Below are 18694 nucleotides of genomic sequence, written 5' to 3'. Positions count from 1 at the left end.
GCAGTCAAACAAGGAAAATAGCGCAGATAATATCGAGATATTAAGAAGCTATTTGACGCCGTTTGGCAAAGTTTAGCCATTTTTAACCCATTTAGATAACTATCGATTGAATTGAGGACACGCCCTAAATATGACTATAACTCTAGAAAATTAGACAAAAAAATCCCCACTTATTATTTAAGAAATACGCGTTTTAGAAATATAGAAGAGGCGCGACAAGTGACCTATCCCGTCAAATCCGTAGACCTCAATTTGGGAAACTTTAGCTACATGATATGAAGATAGGTGTAGTGGTTAACTGACTTAGTATACATAAAAATAATGCAAATACTAATGATAACTATTATCATTAGTATTTGCATTATTTTTATAATGTTGCTAAAGTGTGCACTCTTTATTAATAAGCATCGATCAGTTCTTTGCGTGCTCTATTTTCAAGGTCTTATCGATATCAATGCTTCATTTATTCTGTTGTTATAACATTAAAAAATAACCACTTTTGCATGCTTTTCTAGTGCTTACCCATAATGTTATAGCGAATCTGCTCTATCAGAAAATTTGCAAAGTATTGGTAAACACTAAATATTTCTAGGATTTTCATCTATGCCAACATTACCAATTTCTTCTGCTTCTATAAATGCTCTTTACCTACCAAAGCCGTTACGCTTAGCGACTGGCAAAGCTTTGCTTGGCATTGCTATCGCTTCTATTTTGAGTACAACTGCATTCGCTGCTGAGATAGATAGCCGTAACGTACCACAAATAGCAGCGCAAGAAATTGATGAACAGCAGGCAATGCCTTCTGTTGAGCTAGATACCATTGTTGTTAAGGCGGCAAGAGAGGAGCTTGAACAAGCAGCTGGGCTTTCAGTGATTAGTGAAGAGGCTATCAAAAAAGCTTCTATTTCCAATGATATTGCAGAGATCGTGCGCAAAATGCCTGGGGTTAACCTATCTGGCTCGTCTACTTCTGGTCAGCGCGGTAATCAGCGCCAGATTGACCTACGTGGTATGGGCCCGAATAACACGCTGATTTTAATCGACGGCCGTCCTGTTACTTCTCGTAATGCCGTTCGCCCTGGTAGGGCTAGCGAGCAAGATACCCGTGGAGACTCGCAATGGGTGCCGCCGAGCGCTATTGAACGAATCGAAGTATTGCGTGGTCCAGCCGCGGCTCGCTATGGTTCTGGTAGTATGGGCGGGGTAGTCAACATCATTACTAAAGCGCCTACTAAAAAAGAATTTTCGGTCACTGGTCACTACGAGTCCCCAGAGAGTGACTTGGAAGGTAAAGACTGGCGCACCAATATCAATATGGCTGGTTCTTTAAGCGACAAGCTGTCCTTCCGTACTACGCTTGGTTACCACGACAGTGAAGGCGATGACCCTTATATCAATGCCGAAGACGCCCAAATTGTAGATGGGCGTGACGGACCAGTCGCTTCTATTGCAGCTGGGGTTGAAGGCGTAGAGAATATAGATGTCCGCCAGCTCTTTGAATACGCTATGGATGCGATGAACACGGTAGGTTTTGAAGTCAACTATAGTACCCAGGATAATCGCTGGGCGGGCGACTCACAATTTCAAAATGTCAATAATGATTTGGTCGAAACCTTAGCTGGAGAATCTACCAATAAGATGCGACGCTATGGTGCTGCCATCACGCACCGTGGTGATTATGACAATACCCGTAGCAATAGCTATTTAGAGTTTAGCCGTACCAATAATGAGCGTTTGGCTGAAGGCACGGCTGGTGGAGGTGAAGGTCAAATTAAACCACCAGCCGCAGGCGAGGACTATAACTGGAACGAGGCGACCTATGACACACTAAACGCCAAGTCAGAGTGGGATATATTCTTTGATCGTCATACGTTGACTGCAGGCGCTGAGTTCCGTGGTGAAAAACTGACCAATCCTTTAGTGTCTGACTTAACCTTTGATGATGGTTTTGACTTCGGCGATGTCGAAACTGACCCTGCTAAGCGTGATCCAAAATCAGATGCTTACCTCGTCGGTGCTTATGTAGAAGATAACTACCAAATCACTCCAGACTGGTATGTAACGCCAGGGTTACGTTTTGATTATCACAGTGAAGCAGGGAGTAATTGGTCACCAAGTATCAATACCACGTGGGATTTTAGCCCTAACTGGTCAGTTAAAACCGGCATTAGTCGCGCTTTTAAGGCGCCTGAGCTCTACTTATTAGATCATAACTACATCTATTACACCAAGGGTAATGGCTGTCCTTCTTGGGTGCCTGAAGATCAACGGGGCTGTCAAGTGCTGGGCAACCCTGATCTTGAGCATGAAACTTCTTGGAACAAAGAGCTGACTTTTACCTATGATGATGGCACAGGGCTGAATGCGGGCTTGACGTATTATCATAATGCCTATGATAACCGTATTGGTGCGGGTGTAGACCGGGTAGCAGTAGATTCGGCGACTAACCGTTCTATCTTCCAGTGGGAGAACCAAGGTGAAGCCATCATTGAAGGTCTTGAAGGCTTTGTCACAGTTCCAGTGACTGACGCACTCTCTTGGTACACCAACGTTACGGGAAATCTGCGTTCAGAACGTAAAGATACGGGTGAGCCGCTATCGCTAATTCCTAAATTTACTGTAAATTCCAATGTTAACTGGGACATTACCTCTCGCTGGAATGCCGACTTAGGCGTCAGCTATTATGGCACCATTGATGCACCTGAAATTTCGGTTACTACTGGTGATGAACTGAGTACCTTAAAGTTAGACCGTAAGCCTTATGCGCTGGCAAATATCAGCACTCGCTATAATCTAACCGACAGTGTTACCGTTGGAGCAGGGATCAAAAACCTATTTGATAAGCAAATTAAGCGCGAAGGCACGGGTACCAATGCGGGTGCTCGAACCTTTAATGAGCCAGGCCGTGCTTATGTGTTTGATGTTAGTTTTGATTTCTAATCTTTAGATATAGTATTTTCTTTAGGACGCAAAAAGGTCTGAACTAATTGTTCAGACCTTTTGATTTGTACAACCAATCTTACTTATGATCTTACAAACAATCATTAAAACAGATAACACATAGCCATCATCTTGTAGTTCTTAATTGAATTTGGTTGAAAAAATAGTTAACAGTCATTTCTATTAAAATATTACCTATATTTTATGAACAGCATTTCTTATATGGATTCATCTTTTTAATTTATTAGACAGCAGGTTATAAGCTATCGACAATCACTGGGCGACCTTGATGATTGAGTACGGTAACATCGACGTTATACAGATCCTTCATGGTTGTTTGGGTGATGACCTCTGCAGGTTGACCGACAGCCATTACCTGACCCTCTTTCATAGTGACCACGGTATCGGCGAACTGCGCAGCTTGATTGATATCGTGCAGCACAATGACCACGGTTTTTTGCTGGCTATGACTCAATTCGCGCAGCTCACGCATCAGGCGACCAGCATGATACATATCTAAATTATTGAGCGGCTCATCGAGCAATAAGTAAGGCGTATCTTGGCAAACAATCATCGCAATCAATACTCGCTGACGCTGACCACCTGATAGTGTCGATAAAAAACGCTCGGCTAACGGCGCAAGCTCAAAACGTTCGATAATTTCTTGCACTTTTTGCTGATCATCAGCCGTCGGTTGCCCTTGATGATAAGGATAACGCCCAAACATCAGCAGCTCATGCACGCGAAGTCGTCCTTGTACTTGGTTGTCTTGTCCAAGCATCGCCACAGTTTTGGACAAGGTTCGCGCATGACAACTAACAATATCACGTTCCTCATTATCTACAGCGAAACTGACCTGTCCCGACTGTAGCGGTTGCAAGCGTGCCATGACCGAAAATAAAGTAGATTTACCTGCGCCATTGGGACCAATCAGGGCAATCACTTGTGCGCTTGGTAACGACAACGTAATGTTATGAAGAATTTGCTGTTTGCCAATATGGTGCGAGATGTTATTGAGTTTAATCATAGTGGTTCTTATTTTTACAAAGGATCTGATTTTTCATTACTATATCAATGGTTTTTAGATGATTGGCTACTAGGTCAGTGATGATTAAATAAGCACGATATTAACGACGCTGAGTCATAAAAATTAATATTAAGAATACCAAGCCACCAGCCAATTCAATGACGACCGATAGCACACCCGCCATGCCCAATAGTTGCTCAAATATCGTCTGACCGAGTACCAAGCAAATCATCGCCACCAAACAGACCAATATCAGACGCTCGCTGTGATACATATGCCGAGCGATACGATTGGTTAGCGCACAAACCAACAGCCCAAAGAAGGTCACTGGACCGACCAATGAGGTTGCCGTGGCGACCAATACCGCAATGACCGTTAATAGCCCAAATGCCAAGCGTTGATAGTTGATACCGAGGTTAATGGCTTGTGATTTGCCAAGCATCAATACGTCACATTGATAACGCCAGCGCCAGATAAACAGTGCGCTAATGGCACAGATAACAATGCTGATACCAAGCAGCTGAGGATTGACTGTATTGAATTGTGCGTAACTGGCAGATTGCACGACGACGAAATCATCAGGATTGATCAATCTGGCAATCAGGGCTGATAAGCTGCGAAACAAGACCCCATAATAATGAGGCTGCCCGTGTTGATGACCCACGGCGGTATAGAAGCACGGCGATTTTTAGAACTTAGACCACGGCTTGCGCTTTTTTGCCAACTCGTTGATGCGGCTGGTAAAGTAGGGCGGGCTTTGACGCTGGTCTGCGCACGAGAGGAAAATAATGGCATATCAGCTACTGGCTTAAAGTGAGGGTTGGCAACTGACAGTGATGACAGTTGCCTAAAAACGAATGACGCTTATTTAACATGTTGCTTGTTTAGCATATTACTTATTTAACGCATCATTTATTTAGCGTTAGCAAAAGCCTCTTTAATGGTCGTCAAATCCTGCATCCATTGATAATAACCGCCAAAGGCAAGGTATGAGTCTGGGCTAAGATAGACCACTTGATTGTTACTCCATGCGTTGGTTTGCGCGACCAGTGGATTGTCCAATACGGCTTTGGCACCAGCACCATCTTCACCAATGGCAGCACTGCGATCGACGACGAATAACCAGTCTGGATTGGTTTTTTGTATGTATTCAAACGAGATTGGCTGACCGTGATTACCATCTTTAATTTGATTATCTGCTATTGGGATATTAAGTACGGTATGAATAAAACCATAGCGTGACTCAGTACCATATACGGACATTTTATTGCCATTGACCATGACCACTAAGCCTTTACCTTTATCTTTGGTGGCAGCTTTGGTTTCTGCTAACAGACCATCGATGTCACCTTGTAGTTTTGCCGCTTGCTCGCTTTTACCGAATAAAGCGCCTAAGTCAGACAAGCGACGTTTGCTCGATTCATAAATATCGGCAGTATCGACACTCATATCAAGAGTAGGAGCAATACTTGCTAATTCATCATATTTTTTAGCAGTGCGACTCCCAATCAATATTGCCTGTGGTTGTAGTGCATTCAAGGCTTCAAGATCCGGTTCAAACAATGTACCTACTTCTTTTGGCTCCGGTTGATTTTTTGCTTGCAGATTGTCTAACAACATATTGCTTGGCATACCTTGAATAGGTACTTCAAGAGCCGCTAAATCTTGCATTAACGTCATGTCATATACTGCAATGGGTGACGGATTAACTGGTAAGCTTATCTCACCTTTTGCAGTATCAATTTTTATACTAGTGGTAGATTCGCCATTATTCGTAGCATTCGATACGGTATCTGCCGTTTCATTCTCTGTTGTAATCGTTGCAGTTTCAGAATCGCTAGAGTCGGGTGAGGTACAGCCTGTCAAGCTGGCGGTAGCTATTAATGTTGCCATCATAGTTGTTAATAAAGGACGTTTGAATACGGGCACTGGTATAGAGAGTAAATTAGTAAACATAGGTAACTCATTATATTACAAGTTATAGAAAGTTGATTAATCAAATGACTGCAAAATATGGGATGGTTAGTAAAGAGGCTGCATAGCAGTATTCATAACGGCGCTCTTCGCCATTTAATTTGTCTTTAAGGCTATTGACTACTTCAGGATTAATGCTTACTTGAACTTTTTTAAAGTTCAAAAGAGTAAACAGCGATTATCATAAAGTAGTTAACAGTATTTATCAATGATAATGAGAATTATTATCATTTTTGATTTTATAGCTTCATAGGCTGAGGTATTTAGCTCTAGCGAGAATTTTCAGTAGTGACTTAGTGGTAGGAAGAATTCTTCTTGAGTACATGAAGATGAGAGAGGGTGCTTTGTAAGCGGGAATAAATATTTAAAAGATAGTTATTAAATTTATTGATAATAGTTATCATTTGCATTAACATTGCTATTACATTTTGTTTAATAAAATTATTAGGCTGTTATGGGTTCAACAAGTTTCAATATGCCATCAGTTAAATTAACATCCACAGTTATGGGTTGTGTTGTCGCATTACATTTGCTGACAGCAATCGTATTGGTGATGGTCAAAACCCCTGTGATTACTATTAAGCCACTTGAAATAACACCGCCTATAGAAATACAGTTTGTGTCAGAAGTTACGACAATTGCAGAGCCAGTGATGGCAGTCGCAGAAGTCGAACCTATTAAAGCGCCTAAACCACAATCTGTTAGCGTACCTGAGGCAAAACCAGAGCCAAAAAAAGCAGTGCAACCAGTTGTGAGGAAGGAGAAACCAAAGCCTCAGGTTGATACTAAGCCAGATACTACGACAACAAAAATAGTAGAGAGCAAGCCTGTCATCAAACAACCAATAAAATCACAAGAATCAGACGCAGCAGCTCAAGCAAGCGCTTTAGCAGCCGATAACGAACGTAAAATATTGGCAGCACAGACTGAAAAGGCTAATCAACAAACGCATGCTAAAGCTATGCGCGAGGCTCAGGCTGCAGCGGATACCAAAGCAAAGGCAGATCGTGAAGCGCAAGCCGTATCCGATGCCAAAGCTGCACAAGCCGCCCGTGCAAAAGCTGAAGCCGCGACTCGTGAGAAAGCTAATCAACAAGCTGCTGCTGCAAGTAATACACCAGTCAATTTCACTGCGACCAACGCTAACTGGGCATCAGCACCGAGTTTTAGTTTTCCTGCTCGTGCCAGACGAGGTGCTAGATCAGGGGAAACCTTTAGAGTTGTCTTGGTACTACAAGTTAATAAGCAAGGCAGCATAGATAATGTGAGCTTAGCGCAATCTTCTGGCAACGCCGCACTCGATAGGGATGCTCAACAACAAGTACTTTCTGGTAAATTTAAACCCTTTACGAAAAATGGCGTACCAGTGGTGGGTAATGTAACTTTACCTATCAGTTATGCAGCACCATAAAATTTAGTTATTTAACGAGCCTATTATTTTTAGAGCATCATTACTGATGATTTTTCATGATAAGTGGATATGCGGTACTCGCAACAAACTCATATGATTGCATAACATATTAAGGAGTCTGATATGAATTTTACAAGCTACTGGCAATACAGCGATTTGGTGACCAAAAGCTTGTTTTTCTTGCTATTGGTCTTATCGGTGCTCTCTTGGGTAACTGGTATTATTCGTATATTACAAAGCCGAAAATTGGCCGCCTGTGTTGCTGATGATTTGAGTCAGCAGGTTGAGATGAAGCGTTCAGCTGTGATTAACTCTGATGCTGCTATGCATCGATTAGTCATTGAGCAAGCATTATTAAAGCATATCGGGCGTTACCGTTTTGCTAGCGAACGCGGCCTACCTATTTTAGGTACCACTGCAGCGATCGCGCCATTTATTGGGTTATTTGGTACAGTGTGGGGTATTTTTCACGCGTTACATAATATCGGTACCAGTGGGCAAGCAGGACTTGGACAAGTGGCAGGACCAGTTGGCGAGGCGCTCATTATGACAGGTCTCGGTATTGCCGTCGCAATTCCAGCAGTGGTGTTTTATAACCTTGCCGTACGTATCAATCGACGGGTAATGTACCATGCCAATGATAGAGCCCATGATTTATTGGCGCAGTCTGTTGATTTAGCAGCAATGCAACCTTCAATGGAGCCTCATAATGTAGCTGAAAAGCAAGGCATAACCACTAATGTCACTTTTAGTAAGAGTGCTCATAGCAATAGTAGTATTCATACTGATACACAAGAGGCTTACCAACAGTAGCATTGCTAGATTTTATTTATAGTCAGAGCACTTTTAAACCGATACGGTGTTGCCCGCCCTAAATGTACTCAGTGTACTATCTGCGGTCGGTCGCCTTGTAGCGTTTCTAAAATTCCTTGACTATATAAAGTTGTTGTAAATGCCAGCGCTGGATGGCTTTTTTAAAGCAAAAGTTTATGATTTTGTATAAGACTGACACACGATAGAGAATATTATGGCATTTCAGTTAAGTGATGATAACGTCCAAAGTATGAATGAGATGAACCTCATTCCACTGATTGATATCATGTTGGTATTGATGATTATCTTTTTATTGACAGCGACTGTTTTGAATCCAACAGTACCGCTCGATTTACCCAAAACCAGTGCGCTAATCAATGAGCAGCCACCTGAAGCAATCCAAATTAGTATAGATAAAGATGCTGGTATTTTCTGGGATAGCGATCCTATTAGTATGGAAGAACTAGGGGTGCGTCTACAACAGCAAAGTGGAGCTGGTAAAGACCCTTCCGTGCTATTAAGAGCAGATAAAGAAAGTAGATATGAGACGGTGGCGCAGGTACTGGCGGTAGCCAGTCAAGCAGGGCTGAGCAAAATAGCCTTTGTAAATGAATAGTAATGAAAACTAGGAGCTATTTAGCAGAGTTGGCTTTCAATATAATCAATCCCGCTATTATTAAATACAAATAAGATAATAATAAACATAAATATCATAACAACCTTTCTCTCCCGCCTTGCTTGGGTAACCTAGCGAGGTTTTTTTATCTAGTAGATAAGGTCTGAGTGCTAAATGTATCTTGAACATACTCAATCTTAAAATCACTCATCGCTAGGAGGTCTAAACCATAATTATTAAGGTAATGATTTTTTAAGAAATAGGTATCATTCCAATTGATAGGGGGAGTTGAAGAGTCTTAAAGTATAGGTTTTAAAATATCTGCTATAGATCAATAAGAATAAGCCTACAGTTTTTCTATTAAAAGTCAGTCTTAGAAACGTTTTAAGCTCTCCAATAGAGAGGTTGTAAATACTTCTCCGTGTGATTGATTGTAAAACTGATAACTACAACTCTTCTCAAAGTGGTCACAGACTTCCTTGGCGAATTCTTTTTTACTCATCAGAGCGGGCGCTACTACTGGCATAGTGGTTTGCTCTGCAGAGTGACCAAAAGTGAGTCGTATCTGTTTGTGTTTATTATTGGATATATCTGCAAGTTGCGCTTCAGGAAGGTTTTGATACGCTTGCCAATAGTTAATCATCTCTCCATCTTGCCACCATAGTGAAGGATCAGCACTGAAGTACTGCTGATAAGCTTCAGGGTGCTTGAACAAATTATACAATACAAACAAACCACCGTAAGAGTGTCCCCAAATGGCTTCTTGCTTCGGTTTCTCGCCCAACTGTTCATATACCCAGGGTTTAATTTCTTTTTCAATCAACGCATAAAAGTGTTCTGCACCGCCATTTAATCGCTCTCTACCTTCTTCTTGAAAAGCACCGTTATCTGCAGTGTTAGCTAGCAAGGGTGGTGTATAGTCATACGCTCTGGCATCGACATCAAAGCGATAAGGTATTTGGTAACCTATAAGGACCAAAGCAGGCGCTGATTTTTTTGGCGTAGACTTGGATAAGGCGCGCAGCGTTTCTGTATCTAAATCATCAATAGCCGCATTACCATCAAGCATATAAAGTACTTTACTAGGAGTTTTTACAGAATTGTTAGAGAGTTGATGATCGGTTGTTTGCTCAGGAATAGCTAACCATACTTGATAATGACGAGGTTTTGCATAGGCTTGCAGCGTTTTCAATTGTGAATCTGTTACGCTATAGGAGGGTAGTTCTGGTGCAGGTGTAATGAAGGTATGATATACGAAACGATATCCGGTATCTTTGGCATGCAATAAGCTCATATCTACTGTCTTGGTCAAGTCAGGTTTAGCATAGCTTGGTGACATCATTACTCCTGCTATGGTTATCGTTATAATTGCAAGTTTTGTCTGAAATTTTGACATACCTATCCTTTATCATATTCAAAAAGCCTTGAGCATAGTATTGCTTATATGAAAACTGTAAGAGAATTAACAAATGTATTTTATATCCTTGATAAGGATTGACAACTAGTTACATTATCGTAATAATAATGCATATGATAATCGTTATCAATTACAATTTCTTTCTAGTAGTTCTGCATTTCACAAAAATCCTTCTTATGAGATTAAATTATGTCACGTTCAACTCAGTCATGTTTCAGCAAAAATCTATTATCTAAATTTTCAGTTTTATCTATTGCGCTGTTATCTTTAGGGATTGTAGGATGTCAAAATACGATGTCACCATCGAGCGCAACGCCTGTATCTACTTATCACTCTGTGACAAACGGTCTCATGAAAACGCAAAGCAGTTATGCTGATACTCGTTATTTGACGATTGACGGCAAAGACTATCCCGTTTCTGAAAACTCTGCTCGAGTAGTCATCAATAAAGCGAAAAATGCACCAGAATTGGTCGCAGATATTTTTGATGGAAAAGGTAAAGTTGTGGTACCAGGTTATAAAGTGATGTTGATGGCTCGAACCAATTCAGTCGCTGTAGAAGCCAGAAAGCTAGATAATGGTAAAGTTATCGATAATCGCATGATTCACCGTGGCAGCAAGTCTCTTGTTGGTATTCCTGTTGTCAACGGACAAGCAAAACTTGATCAGGCACAATTATTAGATTTCGATATTATTTATGATGATTTAACGAAAGTCGTTGCAGAGGGCGAAGTGGTCAAACCACGGGGTACAAAATTAACCAAAGCAGAGACACCCATTACCAATAAGAAAGTGGTCGTGCATTCACTGACCTTGCCGAACATTGCTAGCGGTGAAAGTGCAGGTGGTGGTGTTAATTTCGAAGCCAGTGCAACGGTAGACGGTAAAGTTGTCAAAACTGGCGCTAATAGTGCCTTCAATATCTTTTATACCGCTACTAGTGATAATGCTAGAGGATTTTAGTTGTTGAGTGCTAACCGGTAAGAGCAGGCTCTGACTTCACCAGATGAAGTTAGAGTTGTTTTTATTTAATAGCTATCTGTTTTTAATGCCATTAACAAACCCAATGGGTTATCTACTATGGCTTTAAGGAATACTAACGTGATTCATAATACCTCAAATCAATCCTCGAATTTCAGACTGTCACCGCTGTGCTATTCTATATTATTTTTACTCTTTATGTCGTTACCAGCGATAGCGGCTGAATCAGAAGATAGTGCTGATGCATTGCCTAGTATCACTTTAGATACGATTGTGGTAACCGTGAACCCTTTATATGCCGTTGATCCAAGTGAAGATAATGACTTATATAATGCCAATGTCGCGAAGGTCGGTACCAAGATACCAGATTATCTAGAAAATATTCCCCAGTCTATCAGTGTGATCACCCAAGCAAAAATTGATGACTTAAATCTTGATACGTTAGACCAAATTGCTAAGCGCACGACCGGTTTACGAGTTCTGAAAAATGATGATGGGCGCTCATTTATTTACTCTCGTGGTTATGAATATGATCAATATAGTATTGATGGGCTCGCATCTCCCATGGCAAGTATCAATGACACCTTGCCTAATTTAGTCGCATTTGACCGAGTAGAGGTTATGCGCGGAACTTCTGGCTTGTTTAACTCAGCGTCAGAGGTGGGCGGTGTGGTGAATTTGGTTCGAAAGCGTGGTAAAGCCAATATTAGCAATCCAGAATGCTATGGCGTATCTGCTGGTCTTCAGGGCAGCTTGAGCGCCGATGAGAGTCTCGTTGGTCGCACGGTGCTGCAATACAATCAGCGCTCCAATTCAGTAGTTGATGACATCTGTGGTAAATACAATCAAAACGGTACGACCTACGTCAGTGTTGATAAGCAATTGAATGATACCAGTAAATTTGGTCTGGGTTATTTGATGTAAGTTCGACAAATCACCCCCAATAATGGTCTGCCTACCTTTGCTGATAAATCTTTAATCTCCCTACCTAATAATGATTTTTATGGGGCTAAGTGGAACGACTTTAACAGTCAGAGCCATGATGTGTTTGCTGATTTTGAGCATCGTCTGGCTAGTGCTGGTGTCATAAGTGTCGGTATTCGCTATTCTGATAGAGAGGCTGATTATCATTATGCCTAAGTTGCAGGTATCTGGTGGTTATAGCTATCTAGATAGTGATATCAAACAGACCTCAATACCGGTCAATTAAACGTTTATAACCTGTTAAATAAAGACCGTTATGTCCGCGTCGGCTCACTCAATACCTCTAATATGCCAGGTGATGAGCGTGAAGTAAAAGCGTCGCTGTCTTATAAGTTCTAGTTTTGATTCTAGTTAAAAGTATTGTTATCACACAATATTAATGGATCAGGCGATTGAGTGAATCATGCGCCTTGTCTTTTTTATAAAACCAACTTTTTATAAAGGGTGCATTATGTCCCAAGTTTTTGATCAACATCATACAGACAAAATGCCATTACCCATGGTAGCTAAAATAAAGTTCATGAACCATGTCAATGATGAACACCAAGACGAATTGGCGCTGTTTGTAGAAGCATTTGCTGACACCAAGCTCAGTAATGATATGGCAGTTGTAGTAGCAGAGGTTTATAGCAATGGATTATTGCTCGAAGCATCAGTCCAAAATGTAGAAGCTTTGCCAAATCACAAAGTAGAAATGTTATCTGATGGCATCAGCCAGTTTTTTATTGAATTTGAAAATGTGATTGATGAAACCATTACTTTGAAGTCGCAATATATTAACCTTTTGCAAGTGGCTTCAAAGAAACTTGGCAAGCTCGCGATAAAACAGCAAGAGCGTTATTTCACTGTGATTGATGGTTATTACGCCAGCCCGAATATGTTCCGATTGGTAGTCGCTGCACCTGCTGATACGCCACTGAATTATGCAGGATACGCCTATCTGTTTGAAATGAATACTGACGTATCAATTAGTCATAACTCTGCCGCCGCCTCGGAGAAATTACAGCGTTACTATACCTTGCGAAAAGCATGGCAAGATGCAGAAACTCAGCAAATACAGGGTTGGGTGGATATTTATATTCATGGGGATACCTCTGGTGGTAATTGGGCGAGAGCGGTTCAAGCAGGAACACAGCTTAAAAGTGTACGCGATTATCCAGAAAGGATTGCGCATTTAAATGATGGTCAGTGCCTGCTTCTGTGCGACGAAACATCTATGCCGACAGTCGCTAATTTATTAGAAAACTGGCAAAATCCGATAGCGCCAATCGTCATTGTCATGACGAATGATGGTGCAGAGCTGTCTTATCTACAAGAGATCGAATTAAGTCAGACATTGGCAGAGATAAATAGTTTTAAACAAGACAATATAGTGCATATTTTGAATACACCTTCTATTGATCTTCCTGATGCTATTGTCTCAGCTATAGATACACGTTTAGAAGACGGCTCTATTCTTATAGAGAAGGTTTGGGGCGCGCTTAGCGCAGCTGATGCCAAAATATTAAGGCGCCAATTAAAAACTAAGTTTGATTTATCTCGCCAAGATATGGTTATGAAGGTGTATTGGCGAACGTCTTAAGGAGTAGGTGTATCTTATTATTGAATCTCATACTTATTCAAATAAAAATAAGGCTAATAAAAATAAGGCTAATAAAAATTTGTATTTTCAAAATTACAATAAGGAGATAGTCATGGATAGACGAAGTTTCCTCGAAATTGGTTCAGGATCTTTAGCGATCAGTGCAATGAGTATGAATAGCACTGCATCGGCTCTGCTCAATTGTAGTTTACATGACTATTAAGGCATACAGCAATGTGATGCTAGTATAGATAGTAGACTAGCTTTTATGAGTGCAAGAGTCCAAAGAAATACTCAGTGGTGCTGGTGAGCTATGCTGAAGGAATCTTGGAGAAGAAGTTGGTAAACTAACGACTCTATGAGGAGTTTATCATGACTAAGAAAACCAGAGTCTATAGTACAGTTTCCAAAGCTGAAGCTGTTAAATAAATAGAAGGCAACAACAGCAATGTTTCACTGACTGCAAGGCAGCTAGACATATCGGGTCTTCGACGGTACTGGTGCTGTTCAGTTATAAGTGGTTCCATTATACCAATCTGTTATAAGTGGTATGTTAATAGGTTTGAAGGGTGAAATAGCTGGTTCCCTTGGGGTATAGCTATTACAGACTAATCAACCAATAACCAAGTTTTCAATAAACCACTCCCATACCGCATCTACAGCAGGTCGTGATACTGATGTGCGTTTACGAATAAGGTAGTAATCAGGCTCAACAGTTAAATCTAACTTACTAACTTGTACCAAACGCCCCGCAGACAAATCTGCTTGTACGAACGCCTGACAAGTAATCGCAACTCCCTGTCCTGCTAAAGCAGCATCTAAAGACAGCGCGGTTTGGTTAAATACTGCACCTGACAGCTTATCTGCCGTGTTAAGAAAACGTTGCCAATGGTTGTGTGAATCATGTAGCAGTGGCATCCCTTTTAATTGCTTGAGTGACATAGGAACCCCTAAATTTAATACCCATTGTAGCAGTGTTATATAGGCCAGTTTTTATCAATGCTATATCGTTTCCACACCTTATAACCGAGATTAAGATGAAAATATATAATAAAAAAACGTCACTGGTTTTAGGTCTCTGTGGCGTATTTGCGATATTACCTGCTGTAGCCGCATTGCAGAGTTTTGAGGTAGAGAATAATAATGATTTTAAGTGTGGCTATAAAAATGATAATGGGAAGGTTTTTGTACCTGCAAACTATTATAGTTGTGGTGATTCCTCTGAGGGCATGGCTCGTGTCTCATTAATGAAAAAGGGCAATGTCAAAGGTTACGATGGCGCTGAGGATTACAAAGACTATTTATATATGCAAGGCTATATCAATGAAGCTGGCAAACTAGTCATACCGGTTGAACATCAAGCACCGCTTTTTTATGGGGTGATTATTGACTATCGTGACTTTAAATAAGGCTTGGTTGCCGTCTACAAAAACGGTAAATATGGCTACATGAATAAAACGGGTAAAATGGTCATACCCTATGCTTACCAAACGGTAGGCGATTTCAGTGACGGTAGGATAGTCGTCAGTAAAAATGATAAGTATGGCGTCATTGATAGAACCGGTAAGACCATAGTACCTTTTAAGTTCAGTTGGTTAGACGATTGCTATGAAGGTTTGGCTAGATATAATACCTTGAGCATAGCTCAAATAAATTGGTGTCCATAATTAGAATATATCCTTTCTTTTAGTTCCCACTTTTATCTTAAAGTATACTAATAACGAACCACAAAATCTTGTGGAGAGAATTTATTACAAATAGTGAATAACAGCAAAACCCCAATAATCATTCCAATCCATGCTCCCGTTAACTCACTTGAAGCATCAATTAAAACACCTGCCATGAACGGGAATACTGAAGCAATTAAGTATCCACCACCTTGCACAAAAGCTAATAAAGTCACGGCTTGCTTGGTGTTAGAGGCGTAATCAAGCGCTATGATTAAAGATAAAGGAAATAAAGCACCAATCCCTAACCCTAAAATTATGACGGTTAAAAATGCAAGCTTTGAGGGGATATAGATAAGCAATATTAAACCAACTAATATGAGCGATAGAGTGACAAACAATGGCTTTCGGCGATCGTTGAATTTTTTGATAAATATAGAAATTAAGATGCCAGAAACTACTTCTGCCACCGTTAAAATACTTAATAAAGCGCCAGAAGCACCTCTACTCCACCCAAGCTGGGTGTAATTTAGTGGCAACCAAGCTAGAACCAATGTGTATGCACCTGTCCCTATGCCAAAGAAAAGCATCAACAGCCATGCATTTCTAGATTTTATAGGTAGAGGCAAATAGCCGTTTCTACTGCTCTTGATATGTGGCATACCAGAGCAAAACAGTATAATTGCCAATATGGCAGGGATAGCCATAATCGATAAAGCGATATTCCAGCCAAATACTCCTTCTAAAGGAGAGGTTGTAGCAGCTGATATTGCAGCCCCAGCCATAATACCTGTTGTAAATAACCCCATAAAAACGCTAGCATTGTCTGGCGCAATTCTTTTTAAATAGGCGGGCATTAGAGTTTGGATGATTGCTATACCAATACCTCCAATGAGAGAAGTCAGTAGTAGAAGTAATGTAGAGTCAGCAAAAAATCGGTAGCCACAAGAAAGCGCTATCGCCAACAATCCAGCTAATATACCTATATACTCGCTTACTCTAGATTGAATTCTGGGACCTAAAAGCGCAAAACAACCCATCATTGCAACTGGCAAAGTAGTCAATAATCCAGCAGTTTGATTATTGATTCCTATAGCATCTGCTAAAACGGGTACGATTGGAGATATCGAGGCCATAATAGGCCTAAGATTAAGACCTACGATTATTGTTATGATGGCTAATATCCATTGGTTATAACCAAACTTACTCATTTCTTACCTCGCACTATCGGCTATGTGTCTTTTTTGAGTTATGAGTCGATGCAGCATCACAACTTTAATTGGTTATCTTTTGCAGTAGCAATAATCAAATATACGCTAGCATTTTAGATCTAAAAAATCGTAAAAATTAAGGGCTCTGTCTACTGTATATATTCGAGACAATCTGACTTTAGGATGTCCGGACATACTGACATTAGCACCAAGGCCTTGTTACTACAGTCCAAACACTCTGATACGCTCACTGGCTGACTGATAGGTTTTTTCGCCAGCTGGCTCAACGATGTTACCAAATGGCATTTGAGCAACCAGTTCCCACTGCTTAGGAATTGAAAAAGCTGATGCAATATCATTATTGATTAGTGGATTATAATGCTGAAGATTTGCACCAATATTTAAAGCACTTAATTCTAGCCACATAGCATATTGATGCATTGCTGAGGTTTGCTGCGCCCAAATAGGAAATCTATCAGCATATAGCTCAAACTTATCTTGCAACGATTGTATAACCTCCTTATCTTCGTAAAACATAACTGTACCCACAGCCGCACGAAAACCATCCATTTTTTGTTTACTACCTGAAAAGTCGTTCCTGCCAACTGCCTTACGTAAATGGGTTTCGGTGATATCCCATAGCTGCTTATGCTGCTTACCAAACAACACTACCAGACGTGTCGTCTGTGAGTTGAAGGCTGAAGGGGTATTTAGTATTGTGCGCTCAGCAATATCAATAATTGCTTGTGGTTTTACTGGTAAGTTGCCACCTAAAGCATAAATGGACCGACGTTTAGTGAAGGCTTGTTGTAGGTTGGCTGAATTGGATTGCGGCATATTTTTATCCTTTTAAATTTTGTTAAATAGAATGTTATTTATATCGTGTGATTAAGGTTGGTCAAGCTTATTGAATAAACTTACAAAGGAAATCAAACTTTTTAAATTCAGGTCTTATCAGGCACTTCAAGTTTTTGTTTCGATAGTGTCATCATTTTCATACCACCCCATGTAACAAGTGCTACACCGAGTGCAATCAAAGAGGCGCCTAGAATGAGCCCGTCCGGTGGAGATTCACCTTGTAAAAAAACAGCGACAGGGACACCTACAATTGCTCCAACAGATCCTAATAAGCTTAATAAAACCGGGCCACCCGTTTTTTGAAGTAGAAACAATAATTGAAACTGACCGGCGAATATGAAGGCCTGTAAGGTAATTAAACCAAGTGGCAGGAAACCTCCCAGTGGAACAGTCAGTGAGAAGTTCGGTAGGAGGCTTGTTGCGCCAAGTAATATTACAGCCGCAATAAGCATGCCTGGAGCAAGCGCATTGGGAGACACTCCTTCCGGCCAACGCAATGTACGATAGAGATTGCCAATAGCGAGCAAAACAGGGCCACAGAGTGCTATCAAAATCCAAAACACACTGGCATCTGGTGCAGAAAATTTACGGGCAGCTAGTACACCTGCACCGGCAAGTGCAGCTGCAACCCCAAGAGCTCGAACCGTCTGAAATCGCTCCATCCCTAACGCTAGTGCCCCAAGATAGGTAAGAAGTGGTGGTAAGGAGATAATTAGGGCTACAAAACCGGCACCGACATGGGGAATAGCAGAGAAGAAAAGTAAGTTAGAGCCTGCAACGCTGACCAAAGCAGAGATAAAGTAATATTCAAAGCTGCGTTTATTGAGAGGTGGAAGTTCATGGCGTAGTAACGCAATGACCAACAAGATTGTGGCAGCACCAGCAATTGACCAAAATAAAAAGGCAAGCGGAGATAAACCGATTTCACCCGCATATTTTGCAACGTTGGTAGAGATACCAAGTAACGCGCCTCCAACTAGAAGACAAATTAAAGGAACTAGCCATACACTTTTACAAGGAGAGCTATTTCGCTCTGTAAACTTAGTCATATAATATCCTAACGGCCGGAAATGACCTTGATGTCAGAATACCATTTAATATCTTGATGTCAAGATAAAAATATTGCTATTATTACTGCTTATAAGCAGTTTCTCAGTAGGTATAGACGTTTTAATATCTCCAAAATCATAAGTGTTTTGATCATAACGAGGAG

Annotated in this window: 17 protein-coding genes; 8 read left to right on the top strand and 9 right to left on the bottom strand. The window is 40.9% G+C overall.

Translation table 11 applies throughout. The features are described 5' to 3' along the window. Positions 1-603: 603 nt before the first annotated feature. The gene (locus Q6344_08460; GenBank protein WLG12641.1) at positions 604-2940 is read left to right on the top strand and encodes a FepA family TonB-dependent siderophore receptor; all 2337 of its coding nucleotides are present in this window, start codon (positions 604-606) and stop codon (positions 2938-2940) included. A 256-nt stretch (positions 2941-3196) separates the two neighbouring features. On the opposite strand, the gene Q6344_08455 is transcribed toward Q6344_08460, so the two are convergent. From Q6344_08455 to Q6344_08440, 4 genes are all read right to left on the bottom strand, one after another. Further along, positions 3197-3967 carry an ATP-binding cassette domain-containing protein gene (locus tag Q6344_08455; protein WLG12640.1) on the bottom strand — a complete coding sequence of 257 codons (771 nt, stop codon included), beginning with the start codon at positions 3965-3967 and terminating at the stop codon, positions 3197-3199. Positions 3968-4067: 100 nt separating this feature from the next. Next, entirely contained in the window at positions 4068-4592 is a 525-nt protein-coding gene (locus Q6344_08450; GenBank protein ID WLG12639.1) for an iron chelate uptake ABC transporter family permease subunit, read from the bottom strand. Then, positions 4568-4762, bottom strand: a complete 195-nt coding sequence (locus Q6344_08445; GenBank protein WLG12638.1) for a hypothetical protein — start codon at positions 4760-4762, stop codon at positions 4568-4570. Before Q6344_08445 ends, Q6344_08450 begins: the two co-directional genes overlap by 25 nt. Before the next feature lie 117 nt (positions 4763-4879). Continuing rightward, positions 4880-5923, bottom strand: coding sequence for an ABC transporter substrate-binding protein (locus Q6344_08440; GenBank protein WLG12637.1), 1044 nt, complete (start codon positions 5921-5923; stop codon positions 4880-4882). 493 nt (positions 5924-6416) lie between these two features. Between Q6344_08440 and Q6344_08435 the strand changes: the two genes are divergently transcribed. The 3 genes from Q6344_08435 to Q6344_08425 all read left to right on the top strand — a co-directional run bounded on the left by Q6344_08435 (position 6417) and on the right by Q6344_08425 (position 8781). Further along, a complete protein-coding gene (locus Q6344_08435; protein ID WLG12636.1) occupies positions 6417-7352 on the top strand; it encodes a TonB family protein in 936 nt (311 codons plus the stop codon). 123 nt (positions 7353-7475) lie between these two features. Beyond that, on the top strand, positions 7476-8165 hold the full coding sequence (locus Q6344_08430) for a MotA/TolQ/ExbB proton channel family protein (protein ID WLG12635.1): 690 nt from the start codon (positions 7476-7478) through the stop codon (positions 8163-8165). Positions 8166-8379: 214 nt separating this feature from the next. After that, positions 8380-8781 (top strand): biopolymer transporter ExbD, encoded by a 402-nt coding sequence (locus tag Q6344_08425; GenBank protein ID WLG12634.1) that lies wholly within the window; start codon positions 8380-8382, stop codon positions 8779-8781. A 373-nt stretch (positions 8782-9154) separates the two neighbouring features. Here the strand turns inward: Q6344_08425 and Q6344_08420 are convergent, their stop codons facing one another. Further along, a complete protein-coding gene (locus Q6344_08420) occupies positions 9155-10177 on the bottom strand; it encodes an alpha/beta hydrolase-fold protein (protein ID WLG12633.1) in 1023 nt (340 codons plus the stop codon). Between the two features lie 315 nt (positions 10178-10492). Here Q6344_08420 and Q6344_08415 point away from each other — a divergent pair, with 315 nt between their 5' ends. The 3 genes from Q6344_08415 (at position 10493) to Q6344_08405 (ending at position 13745) form a co-directional block, all read left to right on the top strand. Continuing rightward, entirely contained in the window at positions 10493-11161 is a 669-nt protein-coding gene (locus Q6344_08415; GenBank protein WLG12632.1) for a hypothetical protein, read from the top strand. Positions 11162-11299: 138 nt separating this feature from the next. Beyond that, a complete protein-coding gene (locus Q6344_08410) occupies positions 11300-12103 on the top strand; it encodes a TonB-dependent receptor plug domain-containing protein (protein WLG12631.1) in 804 nt (267 codons plus the stop codon). 511 nt (positions 12104-12614) lie between these two features. Next, the gene (locus Q6344_08405; GenBank protein ID WLG12630.1) at positions 12615-13745 is read left to right on the top strand and encodes an SIP domain-containing protein; all 1131 of its coding nucleotides are present in this window, start codon (positions 12615-12617) and stop codon (positions 13743-13745) included. A gap of 612 nt (positions 13746-14357) precedes the next feature. On the opposite strand, the gene Q6344_08400 is transcribed toward Q6344_08405, so the two are convergent. Continuing rightward, entirely contained in the window at positions 14358-14687 is a 330-nt protein-coding gene (locus tag Q6344_08400; GenBank protein ID WLG12629.1) for a LysR substrate-binding domain-containing protein, read from the bottom strand. A 95-nt stretch (positions 14688-14782) separates the two neighbouring features. Between Q6344_08400 and Q6344_08395 the strand changes: the two genes are divergently transcribed. Continuing rightward, on the top strand, positions 14783-15154 hold the full coding sequence (locus tag Q6344_08395) for a WG repeat-containing protein (protein ID WLG12628.1): 372 nt from the start codon (positions 14783-14785) through the stop codon (positions 15152-15154). A 305-nt stretch (positions 15155-15459) separates the two neighbouring features. Here the strand turns inward: Q6344_08395 and Q6344_08390 are convergent, their stop codons facing one another. The 3 genes from Q6344_08390 to Q6344_08380 all read right to left on the bottom strand — a co-directional run bounded on the left by Q6344_08390 (position 15460) and on the right by Q6344_08380 (position 18530). Then, the gene (locus Q6344_08390) at positions 15460-16623 is read right to left on the bottom strand and encodes an MFS transporter (protein WLG12627.1); all 1164 of its coding nucleotides are present in this window, start codon (positions 16621-16623) and stop codon (positions 15460-15462) included. Positions 16624-16845: 222 nt separating this feature from the next. After that, positions 16846-17460 carry a nitroreductase family protein gene (locus tag Q6344_08385; GenBank protein WLG12626.1) on the bottom strand — a complete coding sequence of 205 codons (615 nt, stop codon included), beginning with the start codon at positions 17458-17460 and terminating at the stop codon, positions 16846-16848. A 107-nt stretch (positions 17461-17567) separates the two neighbouring features. Then, a complete protein-coding gene (locus Q6344_08380) occupies positions 17568-18530 on the bottom strand; it encodes a DMT family transporter (GenBank protein WLG12625.1) in 963 nt (320 codons plus the stop codon). Positions 18531-18694: the final 164 nt, after the last annotated feature.

Origin of the sequence: Psychrobacter cibarius (genome assembly GCA_030686115.1) — a bacterium.
In the GTDB taxonomy this organism is placed as follows: domain Bacteria; phylum Pseudomonadota; class Gammaproteobacteria; order Pseudomonadales; family Moraxellaceae; genus Psychrobacter; species Psychrobacter cibarius_C.
Note: the sequence above shows the minus strand (reverse complement) of the source record. Positions and strands in the feature narration are given on the sequence as shown.

Coding starts and splice junctions, on each gene's coding strand:
- Q6344_08405 (WLG12630.1), top strand. CDS start 12,615: ATGTCCCAAGTTTTTGATCAACATCATACAGACAAAATGCCATTACCC.
- Q6344_08425 (WLG12634.1), top strand. CDS start 8,380: ATGGCATTTCAGTTAAGTGATGATAACGTCCAAAGTATGAATGAGATG.
- Q6344_08435 (WLG12636.1), top strand. CDS start 6,417: ATGCCATCAGTTAAATTAACATCCACAGTTATGGGTTGTGTTGTCGCA.
- Q6344_08445 (WLG12638.1), bottom strand. CDS start 4,762: ATGCCATTATTTTCCTCTCGTGCGCAGACCAGCGTCAAAGCCCGCCCT.
- Q6344_08420 (WLG12633.1), bottom strand. CDS start 10,177: ATGTCAAAATTTCAGACAAAACTTGCAATTATAACGATAACCATAGCA.
- Q6344_08380 (WLG12625.1), bottom strand. CDS start 18,530: ATGACTAAGTTTACAGAGCGAAATAGCTCTCCTTGTAAAAGTGTATGG.
- Q6344_08440 (WLG12637.1), bottom strand. CDS start 5,923: ATGTTTACTAATTTACTCTCTATACCAGTGCCCGTATTCAAACGTCCT.
- Q6344_08430 (WLG12635.1), top strand. CDS start 7,476: ATGAATTTTACAAGCTACTGGCAATACAGCGATTTGGTGACCAAAAGC.
- Q6344_08385 (WLG12626.1), bottom strand. CDS start 17,460: ATGCCGCAATCCAATTCAGCCAACCTACAACAAGCCTTCACTAAACGT.
- Q6344_08395 (WLG12628.1), top strand. CDS start 14,783: ATGAAAATATATAATAAAAAAACGTCACTGGTTTTAGGTCTCTGTGGC.
- Q6344_08390 (WLG12627.1), bottom strand. CDS start 16,623: ATGAGTAAGTTTGGTTATAACCAATGGATATTAGCCATCATAACAATA.
- Q6344_08400 (WLG12629.1), bottom strand. CDS start 14,687: ATGTCACTCAAGCAATTAAAAGGGATGCCACTGCTACATGATTCACAC.
- Q6344_08460 (WLG12641.1), top strand. CDS start 604: ATGCCAACATTACCAATTTCTTCTGCTTCTATAAATGCTCTTTACCTA.
- Q6344_08455 (WLG12640.1), bottom strand. CDS start 3,967: ATGATTAAACTCAATAACATCTCGCACCATATTGGCAAACAGCAAATT.
- Q6344_08415 (WLG12632.1), top strand. CDS start 10,493: ATGTCACCATCGAGCGCAACGCCTGTATCTACTTATCACTCTGTGACA.